Here is an 18,421-nt window from a genome sequence, read left to right on the forward strand (position 1 = left end):
TTGCGGTCCACCTGCCGGGGAGGAGCCGAGATGCAGGACCTGGTGCCCACGCTGGCCGCACCGACCATGGCGCTGAGCGGTCCGGACGGTCAGATCCGGCCGGGCGGCGCGCAGGGCGTCTACCACGCCGACACCCGGGTGCTGAAGGCCGTACTGCTCCGCCTCGACGGCCGCGAACCGGACCCGGTCGGCCACGCCCCCGCCGGAGCCAGCGCCACCCGATTCATCGCCATCAGCGGAAAGATCCGGGTCATCCGCACCAGGCGGGTACGCCCCGGCGCCGTCGACGAGGCGATCGAGGTGACCGCGACAAGGCAGGTCACCACCACGGTCACCGTCGAAGCCCACCCCGACCAGACCCCGATCGAGGTCGTCCGCACCGGCGGCGACACCGGACGCCGCGCGGTCACCGTCGACCTTCCCGGGAACCTGACCTGGCCGCTCACCCTGAGCCCCGGCGAGACCGCCCGGCTGCACTGGACGGCAACGTTCCACGACCCCGACGCGATCCTCGTCCCCGGCGACGCCACCTGGTCCCGGCCCGCCACCACCGACCTCCGCCTCGCCGGCCTGCTCGACCGCTCCCTGGACGACCTGGCCTCGCTGCGGCTCAGCACCCCGCACGACGACGGCGACACGTTCCTGGCCGCCGGAGCGCCCTGGTATCTCACCCTCTTCGGCCGGGACAGCCTGTGGGCCGCCCGGATGCTGCTGCCGCTCGGCACCGGCCTGGCCGTGAGCACCTTGCGCGTGCTCGCCCGCCGCCAGGGCACCCGCGACGACCCGGTCACCGGCGAGGCGCCCGGCAAGATCATGCACGAGTTGCGCCGCCCCGATCCCGCTATCGACGACCTGCGCCTGCCCCCGGTGTACTACGGCACCATCGACGCCACCCCGCTCTGGATCAGCCTGCTGCACGACGCCTGGCGCTGGGGACACGACCCTGCCGAGATAGCCGCCCTGCTGCCCCGCCTCGAGGCCGCGCTCGGCTGGCTGGCCGGCCACGACGGCTTCCTGACCTACCACGACGCCTCCGGCCGTGGCCTGTCCAACCAGGGCTGGAAGGACTCCGCCGAGGCGGTCCGGATGGCCGAGCCGCCGATCGCCCTGGCCGAGGTGCAGGGCTACGCCTACCGCGCGGCCCGCGACGCCGCCGCCCTGCTGGACGCGTTCGGCCGCCCGGGCGGAGACCACTGGCGCGGGTACGCGGACGCCCTGGCCGGCCGGTTCCGCGAGCGATTCTGGGCCGGCGCCCATCCGGCCCTGGCCCTCGACCGTCACGGCCGCCCGGTCGACGCCCTGACCAGCAACATCGGTCACCTGCTGGGCACCGGTCTGCTGACCCGGGCCGAGGAGTCCCGGGTCGCCGCCGCGCTGGCCGGCGACGGCATGTCCGGCGGTCCCGGCCTGCGCACGCTGTCGGCCGCCGACCCCGCCTACGACCCGCTCTCGTACCACTGCGGCTCGATCTGGCCGCACGACACCGCCATCGTGGCCGCCGGGCTGGCGCGAGGCGGCTTTGCCGCCGAGGCGCTGACGCTGATCGAGGGCCTGCTGGGTGCCGGCCAGGCGTTCGGCTTCCGGCTTCCTGAGCTGTACGCCGGGTACGCCCTGACCCGGCCGATCCCCTACCCCGGAGCCTGTGAGCCGCAGGCCTGGTCGGCCGCCGCGGCCGTGCTGATCGTACGGGCCTGGCTGGGCCTGGAACCCGACGTGCCGGCCGGCGTGGTGCGCCTGCGGCCGCTGCCCGGCGCCCCGGCGGTGACCGGCCTGCGGATCGCCGGCCACCCGGTGAGTTTCGACGGCACCGCCCTGACCGGTCTACCGGCCGGCCTCTCAGTCGAGCAGTGAGTCGAGCCCGATGGTCAGGCCCGGACGGCTGCGGACGTTGCGGACCGCGAGCAGCACCCCGGGCATGAACGACACCCGGTCGAGGGAATCGTGCCGGATGGTCAGCGTCTCGCCGGCGCTGCCGAACAGCACCTCCTGGTGGGCCACCAGCCCGGAGGCGCGGACCGAGTGCACGCGTACGCCCTCGACGTCGGCGCCCCGCGCTCCGGCCTGCTCCTCCTTGGTCGCGTCGGGCATCGGCTCGCACCCCGCCTCGGCCCGCGCCGCCGCGATCAGCCGGGCGGTGTGTGCCGCCGTGCCGCTCGGTGCGTCCAGCTTGCGCGGGTGGTGCTGCTCGATGATCTCGACGGATTCGAAGTAGCGGGCGGCGCGGGCCGCGAACTGCATCATCAGCACGGCGCCGAGCCCGAAGTTCGGCGCGATCAGCACGCCCACCCCGGGCTTGTGGGCGAGCCAGCCGCGCACCCGCTCGAGCCGCTGCTCGCTGAACCCGGAGGTGCCGACCACCACGCTGATGCCCTGGTCGACGGCCCACTGCAGGTTGTCCATGACCACGTCGGGGGTGGTGAAGTCGACCAGCACCTGAGCACCGGCGTCGGCCGCGCCGTTGAGCCAGTCACCCTGATCGATCATGGCGACGAGTTCCAGGTCGTCGGCGGCGTCGACCGCCTTGCAGACCTCGAGGCCCATCCGGCCCCGGGCTCCGAGGACGCCGACACGTACGGGTTCAGGCTGGTCTGTCACCGGGATAACCTAACGCACCCCGCCGGCCGGTCCACCAGCGCTCGGCCAGCCCCACGAACAGGAACGTGGCGCCCACGTACAGCCACCCGACCAGCACGTCGATCACGTAGTGCTCACCGGTGTAGACCAGGGTGAACGTCATCGCCAGCGGGTACGCCAGCAGCAGCGGCCACCAGCGCCGGCGGACCAGCGGCAGGAAGAACGCGACCGCCATCATCGCGTACGCGGTGTGCAGCGACGGCATCGCGGCCACCGGGTTGGACTGGTGCACCTGCAGCGCGTTGAGCATGTTGCCGGCGCCGTGCAGGCCGATCGCGTCGAACCCGTTCGAGGAGATCCGCACGACCTCCTCGGGCAGGTAGCCCTCTCGCCACGCCCACCACGGCGGAGCGGCCGGATAGAGGAAATAGGTGACCAGGCCGGCCAGGCTCAGGGCGATCCAGCGGCGCATGTAGCGGTACGACAGCCCGCGGTTGCGCATCCAGAGCACGGCGCCGACCGCGGGCACGGTGAGAAAGTGCGAGGTGTACACGAGCGCCACCGCGATCTCCCACCAGTGCACCACCCCCCGCTCGTAGAGATGCTGCTGCAGCCAGACCGTGGGGATCTGGTCACCGGTGAGCCAGCCGAACATCCAGACGTCCGCGTCGATCAGCTCGGTGACGTGCGGGTCGAAGAACCGGTCGGCGGCGCCGCGCGAGACGTTGTAGATGACCAGCAGCAGGGCGAGCGGCAGCCAGTCGCGCAGGAACACCAGGTGGGTGCGCCACGGCGCGTAGTTGCGCCAGGCGATGGTGGCCAGCCACAGCCAGCCGAACGCGATCAGCGGGTCGCTGGTGGGCACCCCGACGAACACGATGAAGACGGCGAAGGCGGCGGTCCAGATCGCCATGCCGGCGATCCGGCGTCGCCGCCTGTCCGGGGTGGCCGGTGTGGCCGGGGTCTCGGGTGGGGTGTCCAGCGTCGTCACGGGGTCCTAGGTTAACCGGGCGGCACTATCGGCCCGCGAAGGCGGCCTCGTCGAACGGTCCGACCACGGCCAGCGACATCGGCTGGGCGAGCAGGTCGGCGGCGATCGCGTTGACCTCGTCGGCGGTCACCGCGTCGACCCGGCCGAGCAACTCGTCGACCGCCATCAGTTCGCCGTACAGCAACTCGGACTTGGCCAGCCGGCTCATCCGCGAGCCGGTGTCCTCGAGGCCGAGCACGTACGAGCCCTTCACCATGCCCTTGCCGCGGGAGATCTCCTCGTCGGTCACCCCGGCGGCCGCCACCCGGGCGAGTTCGGCGCGGGTCAGGTCGAGCACCTCGTCCACCTTGCCGGGCGCGCAGCCGGCGTAGACGCCGAACAGGCCGGCGTCGGCGTACTGCGACGCGTACGAGTAGACCGAGTAGGCCAGGCCGCGCTTCTCCCGGATCTCCTGGAACAGCCGGCTCGACATGCCGCCGCCGAGCACGTTGTTGAGCACGCCGAGGGCGAACCTGCGGTCGTCGAGGCGGCCGATGCCGACCCCGCCGAGCACCACGTGCGCCTGCTCGGTGTCCCGGTTGCGCACCACGGTGTGCGGTTTCTGGGTGCGGACCCGCTTGTTCCCGGTACGCGGAGCGGCCGGCTCGGCCGGCCCGGAGTCGAGCGCGGTGCCGGCCAGCGCCTTGCGCACCAGCCGGACCACGGTGGCGTGCTCCAGGTTGCCGGCCGCCGCGATCACGATCACCGGAGCGGTGTAGCGGCGCCGGTAGAAGCCGTGGATCTGGCCGCGGGTCATCGGGGTGACCGACTCCTCGGTGCCCGAGATGAGCCGCCCGAGCGGGTGGTCCCCGAAGATCGCCTCGGTGAAGACGTCGTGCACCTCGTCGCCCGGCTCGTCCTCGTGCATGGCGATCTCTTCGAGGATGACGCCGCGCTCGGTCTCCACGTCGGCCGGGTCGATGATCGAGTCGGCCACCGCGTCCACCAGCACGTCCACCGCGAGCGGCAGGTCGGCGTCCAGCACCCGCGCGTAGTAGCAGGTGTATTCCTTCGTGGTGAAGGCGTTGGTCTCGCCGCCGACCGCCTCGATCTCGGCCGAGATCTGCAGCGCGGTCCGCTTGTGGGTGCCCTTGAACAGCAGGTGCTCGAGGAAATGCGAGGCACCGGACATGGCCGACGTCTCGTCCCGGGAGCCGATACCCACCCAGATGCCGAGTGAGGCGCTGCGGGTACTGGGGATCGACTCGGTGACGATACGCAGGCCGCTGGGCAGGGTGGTGCGCCGGGCGCCGTCGCCGAGGGATTTGGAGAGCGCGCGGGCCGGCCTTCCGGCCGGCCCGCGCGAACTGGTTGTCACCTGTGATTACTCGCGAGGCGCGCCGCGGTCGCCACCGCGGTCGCCACCGGAACGGCTCCGGCGCCGGCGCGGGCCGTCAGCGTCGCCGCCGCCACCACCGCGCGGGCCACGGTCCTCGCGGGGCGGGCGGGACTCGCGTCCCTCGCCGCCGGCCGCCGCGGCCGGGGCCTCCTCGCCCTCGGGGCGGACCTTGTCGAGGTAGATCTTGCCGCGGGCGTCGATGTCCGCAATGGACACCTCGACCTTGTCGCCGACGTTCAGGAAGTCCTCGACCTTGTCCACCCGCTTGCCGTCGCCCACCTTGGAGATGTGCAGCAGGCCGTCGCGGCCGGGCAGCAGCGAGATGAACGCGCCGAACGCGGCCGTCTTGACCACCGTGCCGAGGAACTTGTCGCCGACCTTGGGCAGCGTCGGGTTGGCGATCGCGTTGATCCGCTCGACCGCGGCCTCGGCCGACGGGCCGTTGGTCGCGCCGACGTAGATCGTGCCGTCGTCCTCGATGGAGATGTCGGCGCCGGTCTCGTCCTGGATCGCGTTGATCGTCTGGCCCTTGGGGCCGATCACCATGCCGATCTTGTCGACCGGGATCTTGACGGTGGTGACCCGCGGGGCGTGGTCGCTCATCTCGGCCGGCGCGTTGATCGCCGCCTCCATCACGCCGAGGATGGTCGCGCGGGCGTCGTGCGCCTGCTGCAGCGCGGCGGCCAGCACGTCCGACGGGATGCCGTCGAGCTTGGTGTCGAGCTGCAGCGCGGTCACGAACTCGCTGGTACCGGCGACCTTGAAGTCCATGTCGCCGAACGCGTCCTCGGCGCCGAGGATGTCGGTCAGCGCCACGTACTGCGTCTTGCCGTCGACCTCGTCCGAGATCAGGCCCATCGCGATGCCGGCCACCGGCGCCTTCAGCGGCACACCGGCCGCGAGCAGCGACAGCGTCGAGGCGCAGACCGAGCCCATCGAGGTGGAGCCGTTCGAGCTCAGCGCCTCGGAGACCTGGCGGATCGCGTACGGGAACTCCTCGCGCGCCGGCAGCACCGGCACCAGCGCCCGCTCGGCCAGCGCGCCGTGACCGATCTCGCGGCGCTTCGGCGAGCCCACCCGGCCGGTCTCACCGGTCGAGTACGGCGGGAAGTTGTAGTTGTGCATGTAGCGCTTGGACTTCTCCGGCGCCAGGGTGTCCAGCGCCTGCTCCATGCGCAGCATGTTGAGCGTGCTCACGCCCATGATCTGGGTCTCGCCGCGCTCGAACAGCGCCGAGCCGTGCACCCGCGGCAGGATGCCCACCTGGGCGCTCAGCGGCCGGATGTCGCGCGGGCCGCGGCCGTCGATGCGGACCTGCTCGCGCAGCACCCGCTGGCGCACCTCGTTCTTGGTGACCGACCGGAAGGCCGCGGAGATCTCCTTCTCCCGGCCCTCGAAGCGCTCGTCGAGCTGCTCGTGCGCCTTGGCCTTGACCAGGTCGAGGGCCTCCTCGCGCTCCTGCTTGGCAGCGATCTTGAGAGCCTCGGCGACCTCCTCCCGGACCGACTCGGCGACCGCGGAGTAGACGTCGTCCTGGTAGTCGAGGAAGACCGGGAACTCGACGGCCGGCTTCGCGGCGATCGCGGCCAGCTCGCTCTGCGCCCGGCACAGCTCACGGATCGCGGGCTTGGCGGCCTCCAGGCCGCCGGCCACGATCTCCTCGGTGGGCGCGGTCGCGCCGCCGGCGATCAGCTTGATCGCGTTCGGGGTGGCCTCGGCCTCGACCATCATGATGGCCACATCGGCGCTGGGGCCGTCTCCGACGACTCGGCCGGCCACCACCATGTCGAAGGTGGCCCGCTCCAGCTCCTCGAGCGTCGGGAAGGCGACCCACTGGTCGTCGATCCGGGCCACTCGGGTCGACCCGATCGGGCCGGAGAACGGCAGGCCGGACAGCTTGGTCGACATCGAGGCCGCGTTCATGGCGACCACGTCGTACGGGTGGGCCGGGTCGAGGGCCAGCACGGTCTCGACGACCTGGACCTCGTTGCGCAGGCCCTTGGTGAACGACGGGCGCAGCGGCCGGTCGATCAGGCGGCAGGTGAGGATGGCGTCCTCGCTGGGGCGGCCCTCGCGGCGGAAGAACGAGCCGGGGATCCGGCCGGCCGCGTACATCCGCTCCTCGACGTCGACGGTCAGCGGGAAGAAGTCGAAGTGCTCCTTCGGCTGCTTGCTGGCCGTGGTGGCGGAGAGGACGACGGTGTCGCCGAGCCGGACGACAACCGAGCCGGCGGCCTGCTGGGCGAGCCGACCGGCAGAGAAGGTGATTTCCCGGGTGCCGAACGATCCGTTGTCGATGATCGCGGTACGGGAGTCAGTGCCGAGAGCAGTCTGCTCTGTCATTTGTTGCGGTACTCCTTCGTCGAGGACCCGGCGGTCTGCAGCGCGGTTCAGGTGAGCCGGTCTTCGATCGAAGTGCCCGAGATCTAGGCCTCGGGAACCACTACCGAGGACCGGTGCTGACGGCGTGAGCCGCGCGGGTCCGTGGGGCTGGTAAAGCGCGGGGGAGCGGCCCGGGCGGGCCACTCCCCCGTCAGGTCATCGGCGCAGGCCGAGCCGCTCGATGAGCGACCGGTAACGCTGGATGTCCTTCTTCTGCACGTAGTTGAGCAGCCGGCGCCGGCGGCCGACCAGCAGCAGCAGGCCACGCCGGCTGTGGTGGTCGTGCTTGTGCACCTTGAGATGCTCGGTCAGGTCGGCGATCCGCTTGGTGAGCATCGCGACCTGGACCTCGGGCGAACCGGTGTCGCCGTCCTGCGCCTTGTACTCGTCGATGATCTTGTGCTTGGTCTCTTGATCGAGCGCCATGTTCTCCGAAATTCTGTGTTGCCGTGTGATCAATCCCGCACCCGCGGCGTCGGGCAGGCACGCGGGACCACTCGTTGGTCAGCCAACGGTAATTACCACCTTATCAGGGGGTCAGTGCAGCAACGCGCGGGTCTCTTCGACGTCCTCGCGGATCTGCGCCACGAGCGGCTCGATGCCCTCGTACACCCGCTGTTCGCGCAGGTGAGCGACGAAATCGAGGCTCAGTTTCTCGCCGTAGAGATCGCCCGCGAAGTCGAGCACGTACGCCTCGACCCGGCGCTCCCGGCCGGAGAAGGTGGGATTGGTGCCGATCGACACGCTGGCCGGCAGCCGTCCGGCGTGCTCGCCGCCGCGGATCAGCCAGGCCGCGTACACGCCGTCGGCCGGTACCGCTGCGTACCGGTGCGTCATGAGGTTGGCGGTCGGGAAGCCGATCTCGCGGCCGCGCTGGTCACCGCGTACCACGACGCCGGCCAGGCGGTGCGGCCGGCCGAGTGCCGCGGCGGCGGCCCGGACATCCCCGGCGTCCACGCAACTGCGGATGTACGTGGAGGAGAAGACCAGACCGTTCTCCGAGACGAGCGGCGCCTCCTCGACGGTGAAGCCGAACTGCCGGCCCAGCCGCTCCAGCAGCGCCACGTCCCCGGCCGCGCGATGCCCGAACCGGAAGTTGTCGCCGACCACCACGTTCGCCGCGTGCAGCGCCTCGACCAGCACGTCGTGCACGAACGCCTCGGGCGTGAGCTGGGAGAACCCCGGGGTGAACGGCACCACGCAGAGCGCGTCCACGCCGAGTTGCTCGATCAGTTCGGCCTTGCGCACCGGCTCGGTCAGCACCGCGGGGTGCGAACCGGGCCGCACCACCTCGGCCGGATGCGGGTCGAAGGTCATCACCACCGACTGCATGCCCAGGTCGCGGGCGCGTTTCACGGCGTGCCCGATGATCGCCTGGTGGCCCCGGTGCACGCCGTCGAAGACGCCGATCGTGACCACCGACCGGCCCCACCCGCCGGGCACCGATTCGTACCCCCGCCACCGCTGCATCTCGCGCCCCTCCGCGTTCCGGCCGTCGGGGCACAGCGTATCGGTCTTACCAAGCGCCCGAAACGCTACGATTAGCACCGATATGCACAGGGAGTGGAGTGCTCTCGTCCTGCTCGCGGCGGAGTTCACCTTCGCCGTGTTGTTCCTGCGCGCCCTCATCGGCTACCTGATCCGCCGCGACTCGCTCCAGGGCAGCGTCACCCTGGTCTTCCTGCCGTGCGCGGTGCTGTTCGGCGTCGACATCGCCCGCCGGGCCAGCGGCGGCCTGCCCACCTGGGTCGGCATCGCGGCCACCACCGTGCTGCTGGCGCAGCCGTATCTCACCGTCCGGCTGGCCGCCCGGCTGCGCTCGGTGCCGCGCTGGCTCGACCGGATCATGCTGGGCGGTTACCTGGGCCTGGCCATCCCGATCCTGCTGGCCCCGCGCCCGCTGAGCGAGCACGCGCTGACCGCGCTGATGCTCGGCTTCGCGCTCAGCGAGGTGGTCGCCGCGGCCCTGCTGTACGGCAAGGCCCGCACCCGCACCGGCGCCAACCGGGCCCGGCTGATGACCGCGGTCGGCGCCACCCTCGCGTTCGCCGGCATGATCGTGTTCATCGGCTTCGGCGCGATCAACGCCAACCCGGTCCTCACCGCCACCAGCCGGGTGCTCGCCCTGGCCAGCGGCCTCGCGTACCTGGTCGCCTTCCTGCCGCCGCGCTGGCTGCGGCGGATGTTCTCGGCCACCGCGGCGCAGCGGATCACCGAGCGGCTGCTGCGCGCACCGGCCGAGTCGCCGGAGGAGACCTGGCAGATCTACGCCGACATCATGCGGGAGGAGACCGGCGCGGACGCGGTGTCGGTGCTGATGCCGCGGGCCGACGGCCAGCTCGCGCCGGCCGCGTTCGCCGGTCCGCACCTGCCCACCCCGGCCGAACTGGGTGCCGCCGACCTCACCGCGCTGATCCGGGCCGGCCGCCCGGCCCGGCTGCGCGAGGGCGCGCCCGCGCTGGTCGCGCACTACGGCGACGACCTGCGCGACGACTTCGTCACGGTGCTGAGCATGCCGGTCCCGCCGGACGTCGAGGGCGCCGTGCTGCTGTTCAACCGGCACCGCACCCTGTTCCGGGACGACGATCTGCGACTGTTCGCGGCGCTCGGCGGCCAGGCCGGCATCCTGGCCGAGCGTCAGGCGGTGGCCGCGGCACAGCGCCGGCTGGCCGACGAGCTGAGCGCCTCGGTCGACGCGCTCACCCAGGCCAACCGGGCCAAGAGCGCGTTCCTCGCCAACATGAGCCACGAGCTGCGCACCCCGCTCAACGCGATCATCGGGTTCAGCGACCTGATGCGGATGGAGGAGCCGGACGGCGACCGCCGCCGGGTGCCGGCCGAGTGGGTCGAGCACATCCACACCAGCGGCCGGCATCTCCTCGGCCTGATCAACGACATCCTCGACCTGGCCAAGGTCGAGGCCGGCCGGCTCGACCTGCGGGTCGCCCCGCTGCGGGTGGACACCGCGGTGTCCGAGCTGCTCACCGGCCTGGCCCCGCTGTTCGGCACCAAGCGGCTCACGGTGCACACCACGTTGCCGCCGGTCACCGCGCTGGCCGACCGGGTGCGGTTCCGGCAGATCGCGGAGAACCTGCTGTCCAACGCGATCAAGTTCACCGAGGAGGACGGCTCGGTCACGGTCACCGTCCGGGCCGACGGCGACCACGCATTCGTGTCGGTGGCGGACACCGGCGTGGGCATCGCGCCGGACGACTTGGACCGGGTCTTCGAGGAGTTCCAGCAGGTCGGTGACCCGGACCGGCAGCGGGCCGGCACCGGCCTGGGGCTGGCGCTGACCAAGCGGCTGACCGAGGCGCACGGTGGGGAGATCACCTTGCGCTCGGAGCTGGGCGCGGGTTCCGAGTTCACCGTACGCCTGCCGGCCGCGCCGGTGTCCCGGGCCGAGCCCACCGAGGGGAACCGCCCGCACGTGCTGCTCATCGAGGACGACCCGCACTCGGCCGAGCTGATGCGCACCCAGCTGGGCAACGCCGGCTACCGGGTGGACGTCGCCGGCGACGGCGAGACCGGGCTGGCGTTCGCCGCGACGTCCCCGCCCGACGCGATCGTCCTGGACGTGTTCCTGCCGGACATCGACGGCTGGGAGGTGATCCGCCGGATCAAGGCGGACGCCCGGCTGGCCGGCATCCCGGTGTTCTTCGCCACCATCGTCGACGACCCGCAGGCCGGGCTGGCCCTGGGCGCCAACGACTACTTCGTGAAACCGGTCGACCAGCCCCGGCTGCTGAGCGCGCTGACCAACGCCATCGCCGCCCGCCCGGCACCGCGGGTGCTGGTGGTCGACCATGACGACGCGGTGCGCCAGGCCATCGAGGAAGGCCTGCGGGCCGGCGGCGCGGACGTGGTGGCCTGCGCCGACGGCCGGGAGGGCCTGGCGCTGAGCCGCTCCGGCGAGTTCGACCTGATCGTCTGCGACATGCAGTCCCCCGAGGTGGACGGGTTCAGCCTGCTGGCCGCCCTGGAACAGGACCCGACCACCCGGCAGACCCCGGTGCTGGGCCTGAGCGCCGCGGCCCTCGCCGACGGCGACCCCGCCCCGCTGGTGGCCACCGCGATGGCCGGCGGCGTGGTGGCCGAAGCCATGTCCGGCGGCCCCGGCTGGGAAAACCTGGCGCCGCTGCTGTCCACCCGGCCCACCGCCGAGGCACCGCCAACCGAGAAGGACGAACCGTGAGCCGCATCCTGCTGGTCGAAGACGAGGAACTGAACCGCACCCTGGTCCGGGCCGTGCTGGCCCGGGCCGAGGTGGCCGCGGTGCGCGACGCCGAGGTGCTCGACGCGACCAGCCTGGCGGCCGCCCGGGAGCGGCTCGGCCAGGAGGACGTCGACCTGATCCTGCTGGACATGAACCTGCCCGACGGCAACGGCCTGACCCTGGCCCGCGAACTGGCCACCCAGGGCATGCCGGCCGGCCGGAGCAAGCCGGTGGTGGTGGCGGTGACCGCCAGCGTGCTGCCACAGGACCGGGCGGCCGCGATCGAGGCGGGGTGCGACGGTTTCCTGGACAAGCCGTACGCGGCCGCCGACCTGGTCGAGACGGTCGCGCGCCACCTGTCCTAGCGAGCCGGGCCTAGGCGGGCGCCAGCACGATCTCGGCCCGCGCCCGGCCGGCCCGCTCGGAGACGATCGCCAGCACGTCGCCGGTCGGCCCGAAGACGGCGTACGGCCCCTCGATGCCCACCGGCTCGAGCGGCCCGCCGTGGCTGAGCACCCGGGCCTCGTCGGCGCTGGCCGTGCGCTGCGGGAAGGCCTGCCGGGCCGCCTCACTGAGCGGCAGCCCGACCACGTCCGGCGCCCGTTCCTCCAACTGTTCGAGCGTGACGGCTTCGGCCAGCGTGATCGCGCCCACCGCCGTACGGCGCAATGCCGTTAAATGCCCACCCACCCGGAGTGCTGCACCCAGGTCTCGCGCGATGGCCCGGATGTAGGTGCCCGACGAGCAGTCCACCTCGACGTCCACGTCCACGGTGTCCGGTCCGCGCCGGATCGCGAGCACGTCGAGCCGCGAGACGGTGACCCGGCGGGCCGCCAACTCGACGGTTTCACCGTCACGCACCCGCTTGTAGGCCCGCTCGCCGTTGATCTTGATGGCGCTCACCGCGCTCGGCACCTGGTCGATCTCGCCGCGCTGCGCGGCCAGTCCCTGGTGCACGTCCGCGTCGGTGACGTGGGCGGCCGAGACGGTCGAGGTCACGTCCCCCTCGGCGTCGTCGGTGACCGTCGCCTGCCCGAGGCGGATGGTCGCCGCATAGCTTTTCTCAGAACCGATCACGTACGTGAGCAGCCGGGTCGCCCGGTTTACCCCGACGATCAACACCCCGGTCGCCATCGGGTCGAGCGTGCCGCCGTGCCCCACCCGCCGCGTCTTCGCCAGCCGCCGGATGCGCGCCACCACGTCGTGCGAGGTCATCCCCGCCGGCTTGTCCACCACGATCAGCCCGTCCACACTCACCCGCCCACCTTAGGTGCGCCCGCCCGAGCTCAGCGGCCCACCCCGCACCGCGCCCGCGACGCCGCCCTCATCGGCCCACGCCCACCACCGCCCAGCGGGCCGATCGCCACCGCCAGACCATGGCGCCGAACCGCACGAACGTGAACAGCCCGAGCCCCGCCCACACGCCGCCCAGCCCCCAGCCGAACGCGTGCGCCAGCCAGATCGCCGGCAGGAACCCGAGCAGCGCCGAGGCGAGCGTGACGTTGCGCAGGTAGCCGACGTCGCCGGCCCCGATCAGCACCCCGTCCAGGGCGTAGACGACACCGGCGAACGGCAGCAGCCCCACGAACCAGGGCCACACGATGGCGGCTTGGGCGTGCACCCCGGCGTCCGAGGTGAACCAGCCCGGCACCACCTCCGCCCCGGCGGCCGCGAGCACCGCGAACCCGGCGCCCGCCACCCCACCGGCCACGGTCACCCGGCGGGCCACGTCCCGGGCCGCGTCCGCGTCCCCCGCACCGAGCGCCGCCCCGACCAGGGACTGCGCCGCGATCGCCACCGCGTCCAGGGCGAGCGCGCAGAAGAACCAGAGTTGCAGCGCGATCTGATGGGCACCGACCGCGGCCACCCCGAACCGGGCCGCCACCGCGGTGGCCGACAGGAAGCACGCCTGGAAGGCGGCCCCCCGGATCAGCAGGTCCCGCCCCACGGTCAACTGCTGCACCATGATCTGCGGCCGGGGTCGCAGCGCCCGCGCCGCCCGCACCAGGGCCAGCAGGAAGAATCCACCGGCGACGGTCTGCGCCACCACGTTGGCCACCGCCGAGCCGGTCAGTCCCCAGCCGAGCGGATAGACCAGGACCGGACACAGGATCGCGGACAGCACGTTCGCCCCGAGCACGATGAGCAGCGGCCGCCGGACCTCCTGGACGCCGCGCATCCACCCGTTGCCGGCCGCGGCCAGCAGCAGCCCGGGCGCGCCGAGAGCGGCGATCCGCAGCCAGCCCGCCGCCGCTTCGGCCGCAATCGGATCCCCGGCGAGCAGGTGCGCGAGCGGTCCGGCGCCGGCCTGGGCGCCGAGTGCCATGAGTACGCCCGCCCCGAGCGCGAGCCACGACGCCTGGACCCCTTCGGCCACCGCCGCGGCCCGGTCCCCGGCCCCGAACCGGCGTGCCGCCCGGCCGGTGGTCCCGTACGCCATGAGCGTCCCGATCCAGACCGCCAGCGACATGACGGTCCCACCCACCGCGACCGCGGCCAGCGGAACGGGACCGAGGTGCCCCACGACGGCGGTGTCGACCAGGACGTAGAGAGGTTCGGCCGCCAGCACGACCAGGGCCGGCAGCGCAAGTTGCGCGATTCGCCGCGCCCCGGCGTCAGAAACCGGCGGCGTTGTGCGGGATGGCCGGGCAGACGGGCTCATGGGTATCCATGATGCCCGCCCGGCCGTAAGGAGTGCAATCGAGCTAGGTGCTTACCAAATGCGGTGCCGGCCAACTACTGGCGGGTGTCCAGCGAGGTCTGCAGGGCGCGGCGCGCCTGCTCGCGGGCTTCGTCGGTGTTCTGCGGCTTGGGCTTGGCAGCCATGGTCGTGGTCCTTCCACGGTGGGCGGGCGCGGCACAGCGGCACGGCCCGAAGCAATGGTCGAGCGGGGCGTCACGGTGCCGGTCCGGGATCGCCGGACGCTTGGCGAAAGTGACGCAGCCCGAGTCGGTAAACCCGGGTGGCTCGAGGTCTCACGACGAGCGGTGGTCCCGCCACGCAAAACCAAATCACCGTTAAGGACCAAACTATCGTTCAGTTCCGCCCCTGTTCCGGTAGTTCCCACCCATCGAGACGAACGAGCGGCCCCCAGAAATACCCCGCCGCCCCTCCAATCCCTTCACCAACTGCAAAAACGCACCGCCACTCCACCGCGCCGTCCCAAAATCAACCCTCCGACCACCCATGCCCCGGATTCCACCCACCCGAAGCCCTCACACCAGGCCGCCGACCACCCTGCCGGACAACCGCCAACCCGCCGCACAACCGCCAACCCCGCCGCACAACCGCCAACCCCGCCCCACAACCGCCAACCCCGCCGCACAACCGCCAACCCCGCCGCACAACCGCGTCCCGCGTCCCCGCCAACCACCCGCCGCACCACCGCCCAACTACCGCGTTGATGATTTGACTGATTTGCCAGTTTGCACCCGAGGCGACACCCGCCCGACGCGTCCGTCCCGGTGCCGGCGAGAGCGGCGTCAGCGCCACCTCGGCGAGAGCGGGCATGGTGATCCCCGACCCGCGCTGCGCTTCCAACGAATGGACACTGCGCCCGCAGGGCCGAGACCCGATCCCGCATGGCGGCCGCCATCCTGCGAAGTGGACGATCAGTCCACGTGCCGGCCTGTTCGGCCGGACCAAAAGCCGCGTTGCGGCCATAACGCCGCGTCAGTTGTCCTCAAGATTGTGACCCGAGCGACGAACGCCAGGCGGTCACGCTCGCAAGCTTTCGTCATCAGCTCAACCGCGCAGAAGTGAACATCGCGACGGCCGAGCGTGTGCAGCTCCAAGATCCGTGGCGGGCGGCAGCACAGGCCGGGCGAGGCGAACGGCAGCCAAAGCCGGTTACGACGGAGCGCCGGGACACCGCGTGGCCCCGCCGGCGGTGAGCGGAGCCTCAGAGCAGGTGGTTGTCCAGTTCGGAGCGGACCGCGGCCACCACGTCCTCCGGCGTGCCCCGCCCGGTGAATCCGGCCGCCAGCCGATGCCCGCCGCCGCCGAGCGCCACCGCCACCCGGCCCACGTCGACCGCGCCCTTGCTGCGCAGCGACACCGCCCACGCGGCCGCCGTGATCTCCTTGACCACCACGGCCACGTCCGCCTCGGCGACGCTCCGGATCGGGTCGATCAGGGTGTCCAGGACGTACGGGCGCTGCGCGTACCTCGCCAGATCCTCCTGGGTCGCCCACGTCCACACCATGCCGAGACCGCCCGCGGCCGACGGCTCGAGCGTGGCCCGGCCCAGCACCTCGCCGGCGATCTTCATGGCGCCGAACGGGCGGTTGTCGAACGTGCGGCGGGAGATCTCGCCGGGGCTGATGCCGGTCGCGATCAGGCGGGCCGCCAGCCGATGCACCTCGGGCGTCGTCATGTCGAACTTGAACGAGCCGGTGTCGGTGGCCAGCGCCACGTACAGGTTTTCCGCGATGTCCCGGTCGAGCGGCACGGCCAGGCGCTCGATCAGGCCGTCGACCACCACCGACGTCGCGGCCGCGCGCGGGTCCACCAGGTTGATCCGGCCGAAGCCGGTGTTCGACGCGTGGTGGTCGACCACGATCGAGCAGGGCGCGGCCGTCACCAGGGCCTCGAGGTCACCGAGGCGGGACTCCGCCGCCACGTCGAAGGTCATCACCAGCGCCGGCGCTCCGAAGGCGCCGCTCTCCGGGGTCAAAAGATCAAAACCGGGGAGGGCCTGGTACGGGGTGGGCACCTCGAACTCGCCCGGAAACGTCGCGCGCAGGCGGGTCACGCCGAGCCTGCGCAGCGCCAAGCCGAAGCCCAGCATGCTGCCGAGCGCGTCCCCGTCCGGGTTCACGTGGCAGATGAGCTGGACGTCGTCACCGGGAGCAAGCCCGCGGACCGCCGAGACGGCCGCGGACCACTCCGCTGCGGTGACTGCCCCGGGCGTGCCCGAGGAAGCCGTCACCCGAGGTCCTCGCGTGCGCCGACCCGTTCGGCGTCCTCGTCGTCCTCGTCCTCGTCCTCGGACTTGTACGGGTCGGGGTCGCCCGCGTACTGCTTGCCGGCGGCCAGCCGCTGAACCTCCTGGTCGCGCAGGCGGGCCTCGGCCAGCAGATCGTCGATCTCCTTGGCCTGGTCCAGCACGTTGTCCAGCACGAAGGCCAGGCTGGGCGAGTGCCGCAGGCCGAGGGCGTGGCCGACGCGGCTGCGCAGCATGCCCTTGGCGCTCTCCAGGGCGGCCTGGGTCGCTGCCTGCTCGGTGACGTCACCCAGAACCGTGTAGTAGACGGTCGCCTCGCGCAGATCGCCGGTGATCCGGGCGTCCGTGATCGTCACCATGCCGAGCCGGGGGTCCTTGATCTCACGTACCAGCGACGCCACCAGTTCCCTGACGCGCTCCGCATGACGGCGCGTCTTGGCCGGGTCTGACATATCGCCCACCTCCGACTGTGATACCCGCGGGTCGACAACCCCGCCCAACTGCTGAAGCCTACCCACGACATGCTGCGACTGAACGTCCCGCAGGCCCGGTCAGTCGTCGTCGCCGTGGACCCGCCGGCGCACCGACAACAGTTCGATCTCGGGGCGGCCGGCCACCTGGTTTTCGCAGGTGTCGATCACGGCACGGGCCTGGGCCAGCTCGCCGGCCACCACGGCCACCCCGATCTGGGCCCGGCCGTGCAACTCGTGCAGGCCCACCTCGGCGACGCTGACGTCGTACTTCTTCAGCATGGCCACGATGGGACGGAGGTAGGAACGCTTCTGCTTGAGCGACCGGGAGTCGCCGGGCAGGAGGAGGTCGAACACTGCGGTTTCGGTAAACATCAGCCAGCAGGGTATCGCCGTCGGCCGGGAGTTTCAGCCGGGTTTCCGAGCTACCAGCACGTCGCGCTCGATGCCCTGGTCGACCCGGTGGGCCAGCGGCTGCTGCTCGACGATCGCCAACCCGTTCGCCCGCAGGATGTCCTCGGCCAGTTCGCGCTTGGCCACCTTGAGGTTCCAGGACAGCCCGAGGGCCGCACCGGGACGCAGCAACGGCAGCCACTGCGGCACGGCCCGCTCCAGCAGGTCGAGCGGGCTGCGGGACAGACCGCCCCCGTCGTCGTAACTGCCGTGCGCCACCCCGTACGGCAGATCGGTGACCAGCACGTCCGCCACCCCGCCGCGCAGCAGCCCGTCCAGCTGGGTGGTGTCGGCGTGCAGCACGGTCACCTTCTGCACCGCGCCGGCCCGGTGGTCGTCCTTGCTGGCCGCCATCGTCACCTCGAGCCGGCGGGCGGCGCGACGGCCCTGCCGGCGTACCGGGACCAGGTCGGCGGTGTGCTTGAGCCGCTTGCGTTTGAGCCAGGTCTGGAGAAAGAGCTTGTACGCCTCGACGTCCTTCCCGTCGATCTCCACGCCCACCGCGTCGTATCCGTACATCAATGCCTGGTTGAGGGTGGTGCCGCGGCCGCACAGCGGGTCGAGGACGGTGACCGGGCCGTCGAGCATCCGGTCGCGTGCCGCCGAGGCCAGCAGGGTCAGGTTGAGCACGAGCTTGGTGAACTGCTCGTTGGTCTTGCCGGCGTACTTCGGGATGGTGATCAGGTCGCTGTCGTAGCGGGCCAGCGGGTCGAGGACGAGCGGCCGGAGGAGGTCATCCACCCGTTCGAAGAGCGCAAACCCCGACGACAAATTAGACAGGTACGAAATGTCGCGCTCGCTGAGATCGCCGGTGAAGACGAGATACTCGACGCCGCCGATGATATCCACGGATATTTCCGAGATGTCGGGACGGCCGGTGGCGGCGAAGGCGGCCACCTCGGCGATGGCCAGGCGCGCGGCCTGGTCGGCGTAGACGCGGTTGGCGGAGGGAGCTAGCAGCAGAGCGTACCGGGACATGGGTGCCATTTTGCGAGAAGGCCCCCGGCACCA

Annotated in this window: 15 protein-coding genes; 3 read left to right on the forward strand and 12 right to left on the reverse strand. The window is 71.9% G+C overall.

All coding sequences use genetic code 11. The features are described from left to right. Window positions 1-30 precede the first annotated feature (30 nt). Entirely contained in the window at window positions 31-1,851 is a 1,821-nt protein-coding gene (locus tag Ari01nite_RS05150) for a glycogen debranching N-terminal domain-containing protein (RefSeq protein WP_203779819.1), read from the forward strand. Here the strand turns inward: Ari01nite_RS05150 and dapB are convergent. The 6 genes from dapB to Ari01nite_RS05180 form a co-directional block, all read right to left on the reverse strand. Further along, window positions 1,837-2,595: a 4-hydroxy-tetrahydrodipicolinate reductase gene (gene dapB / locus Ari01nite_RS05155; protein WP_203779820.1), complete on the reverse strand. Its 759-nt coding sequence runs from the start codon at window positions 2,593-2,595 to the stop codon at window positions 1,837-1,839. The two genes, Ari01nite_RS05150 and dapB, sit on opposite strands and share 15 nt — an antisense overlap. After that, window positions 2,579-3,565: a phosphatase PAP2 family protein gene (locus tag Ari01nite_RS05160; RefSeq protein ID WP_438872130.1), complete on the reverse strand. Its 987-nt coding sequence runs from the start codon at window positions 3,563-3,565 to the stop codon at window positions 2,579-2,581. Before Ari01nite_RS05160 ends, dapB begins: the two co-directional genes overlap by 17 nt. Before the next feature lie 25 nt (window positions 3,566-3,590). Beyond that, window positions 3,591-4,922 (reverse strand): M16 family metallopeptidase, encoded by a 1,332-nt coding sequence (locus Ari01nite_RS05165; protein ID WP_203779822.1) that lies wholly within the window; start codon window positions 4,920-4,922, stop codon window positions 3,591-3,593. A gap of 6 nt (window positions 4,923-4,928) precedes the next feature. Further along, on the reverse strand, window positions 4,929-7,286 hold the full coding sequence (locus Ari01nite_RS05170) for a polyribonucleotide nucleotidyltransferase (protein ID WP_203779824.1): 2,358 nt from the start codon (window positions 7,284-7,286) through the stop codon (window positions 4,929-4,931). A 195-nt stretch (window positions 7,287-7,481) separates the two neighbouring features. Beyond that, window positions 7,482-7,751 (reverse strand): 30S ribosomal protein S15, encoded by a 270-nt coding sequence (gene rpsO, locus Ari01nite_RS05175; protein WP_203779826.1) that lies wholly within the window; start codon window positions 7,749-7,751, stop codon window positions 7,482-7,484. A 111-nt stretch (window positions 7,752-7,862) separates the two neighbouring features. Continuing rightward, complete coding sequence (locus Ari01nite_RS05180; protein WP_203779828.1) at window positions 7,863-8,795, reverse strand: bifunctional riboflavin kinase/FAD synthetase; 933 nt, start codon at window positions 8,793-8,795, stop codon at window positions 7,863-7,865. Between the two features lie 82 nt (window positions 8,796-8,877). On the opposite strand from Ari01nite_RS05180, the gene Ari01nite_RS05185 reads away from it, so the two are divergent. Continuing rightward, window positions 8,878-11,520 (forward strand): ATP-binding response regulator, encoded by a 2,643-nt coding sequence (locus tag Ari01nite_RS05185; RefSeq protein ID WP_203779830.1) that lies wholly within the window; start codon window positions 8,878-8,880, stop codon window positions 11,518-11,520. Beyond that, a complete protein-coding gene (locus Ari01nite_RS05190) occupies window positions 11,517-11,906 on the forward strand; it encodes a response regulator (RefSeq protein ID WP_203779832.1) in 390 nt (129 codons plus the stop codon). The genes Ari01nite_RS05185 and Ari01nite_RS05190 overlap by 4 nt, the downstream gene beginning before the upstream one ends. A gap of 10 nt (window positions 11,907-11,916) precedes the next feature. On the opposite strand, the gene truB is transcribed toward Ari01nite_RS05190, so the two are convergent. From truB to Ari01nite_RS05220, 6 genes are all read right to left on the reverse strand, one after another. Next, complete coding sequence (gene truB, locus Ari01nite_RS05195) at window positions 11,917-12,798, reverse strand: tRNA pseudouridine(55) synthase TruB (RefSeq protein WP_203779834.1); 882 nt, start codon at window positions 12,796-12,798, stop codon at window positions 11,917-11,919. Between the two features lie 67 nt (window positions 12,799-12,865). Continuing rightward, complete coding sequence (locus tag Ari01nite_RS05200; RefSeq protein ID WP_203779836.1) at window positions 12,866-14,203, reverse strand: MATE family efflux transporter; 1,338 nt, start codon at window positions 14,201-14,203, stop codon at window positions 12,866-12,868. 1,240 nt (window positions 14,204-15,443) lie between these two features. Beyond that, entirely contained in the window at window positions 15,444-16,472 is a 1,029-nt protein-coding gene (locus tag Ari01nite_RS05205; protein ID WP_203779838.1) for a DHH family phosphoesterase, read from the reverse strand. Then, window positions 16,469-16,939: a 30S ribosome-binding factor RbfA gene (gene rbfA, locus Ari01nite_RS05210; RefSeq protein ID WP_203779839.1), complete on the reverse strand. Its 471-nt coding sequence runs from the start codon at window positions 16,937-16,939 to the stop codon at window positions 16,469-16,471. The genes Ari01nite_RS05205 and rbfA overlap by 4 nt, the downstream gene beginning before the upstream one ends. 99 nt (window positions 16,940-17,038) lie before the next feature. Continuing rightward, a complete protein-coding gene (locus Ari01nite_RS05215) occupies window positions 17,039-17,332 on the reverse strand; it encodes a DUF503 domain-containing protein (protein ID WP_203779841.1) in 294 nt (97 codons plus the stop codon). Window positions 17,333-17,365: 33 nt separating this feature from the next. Continuing rightward, window positions 17,366-18,388: a TRM11 family SAM-dependent methyltransferase gene (locus Ari01nite_RS05220; protein ID WP_203779843.1), complete on the reverse strand. Its 1,023-nt coding sequence runs from the start codon at window positions 18,386-18,388 to the stop codon at window positions 17,366-17,368. Window positions 18,389-18,421: the final 33 nt, after the last annotated feature.

Origin of the sequence: Paractinoplanes rishiriensis (assembly GCF_016862375.1) — a bacterium.
Lineage (GTDB): Bacteria > Actinomycetota > Actinomycetes > Mycobacteriales > Micromonosporaceae > Actinoplanes > Actinoplanes rishiriensis.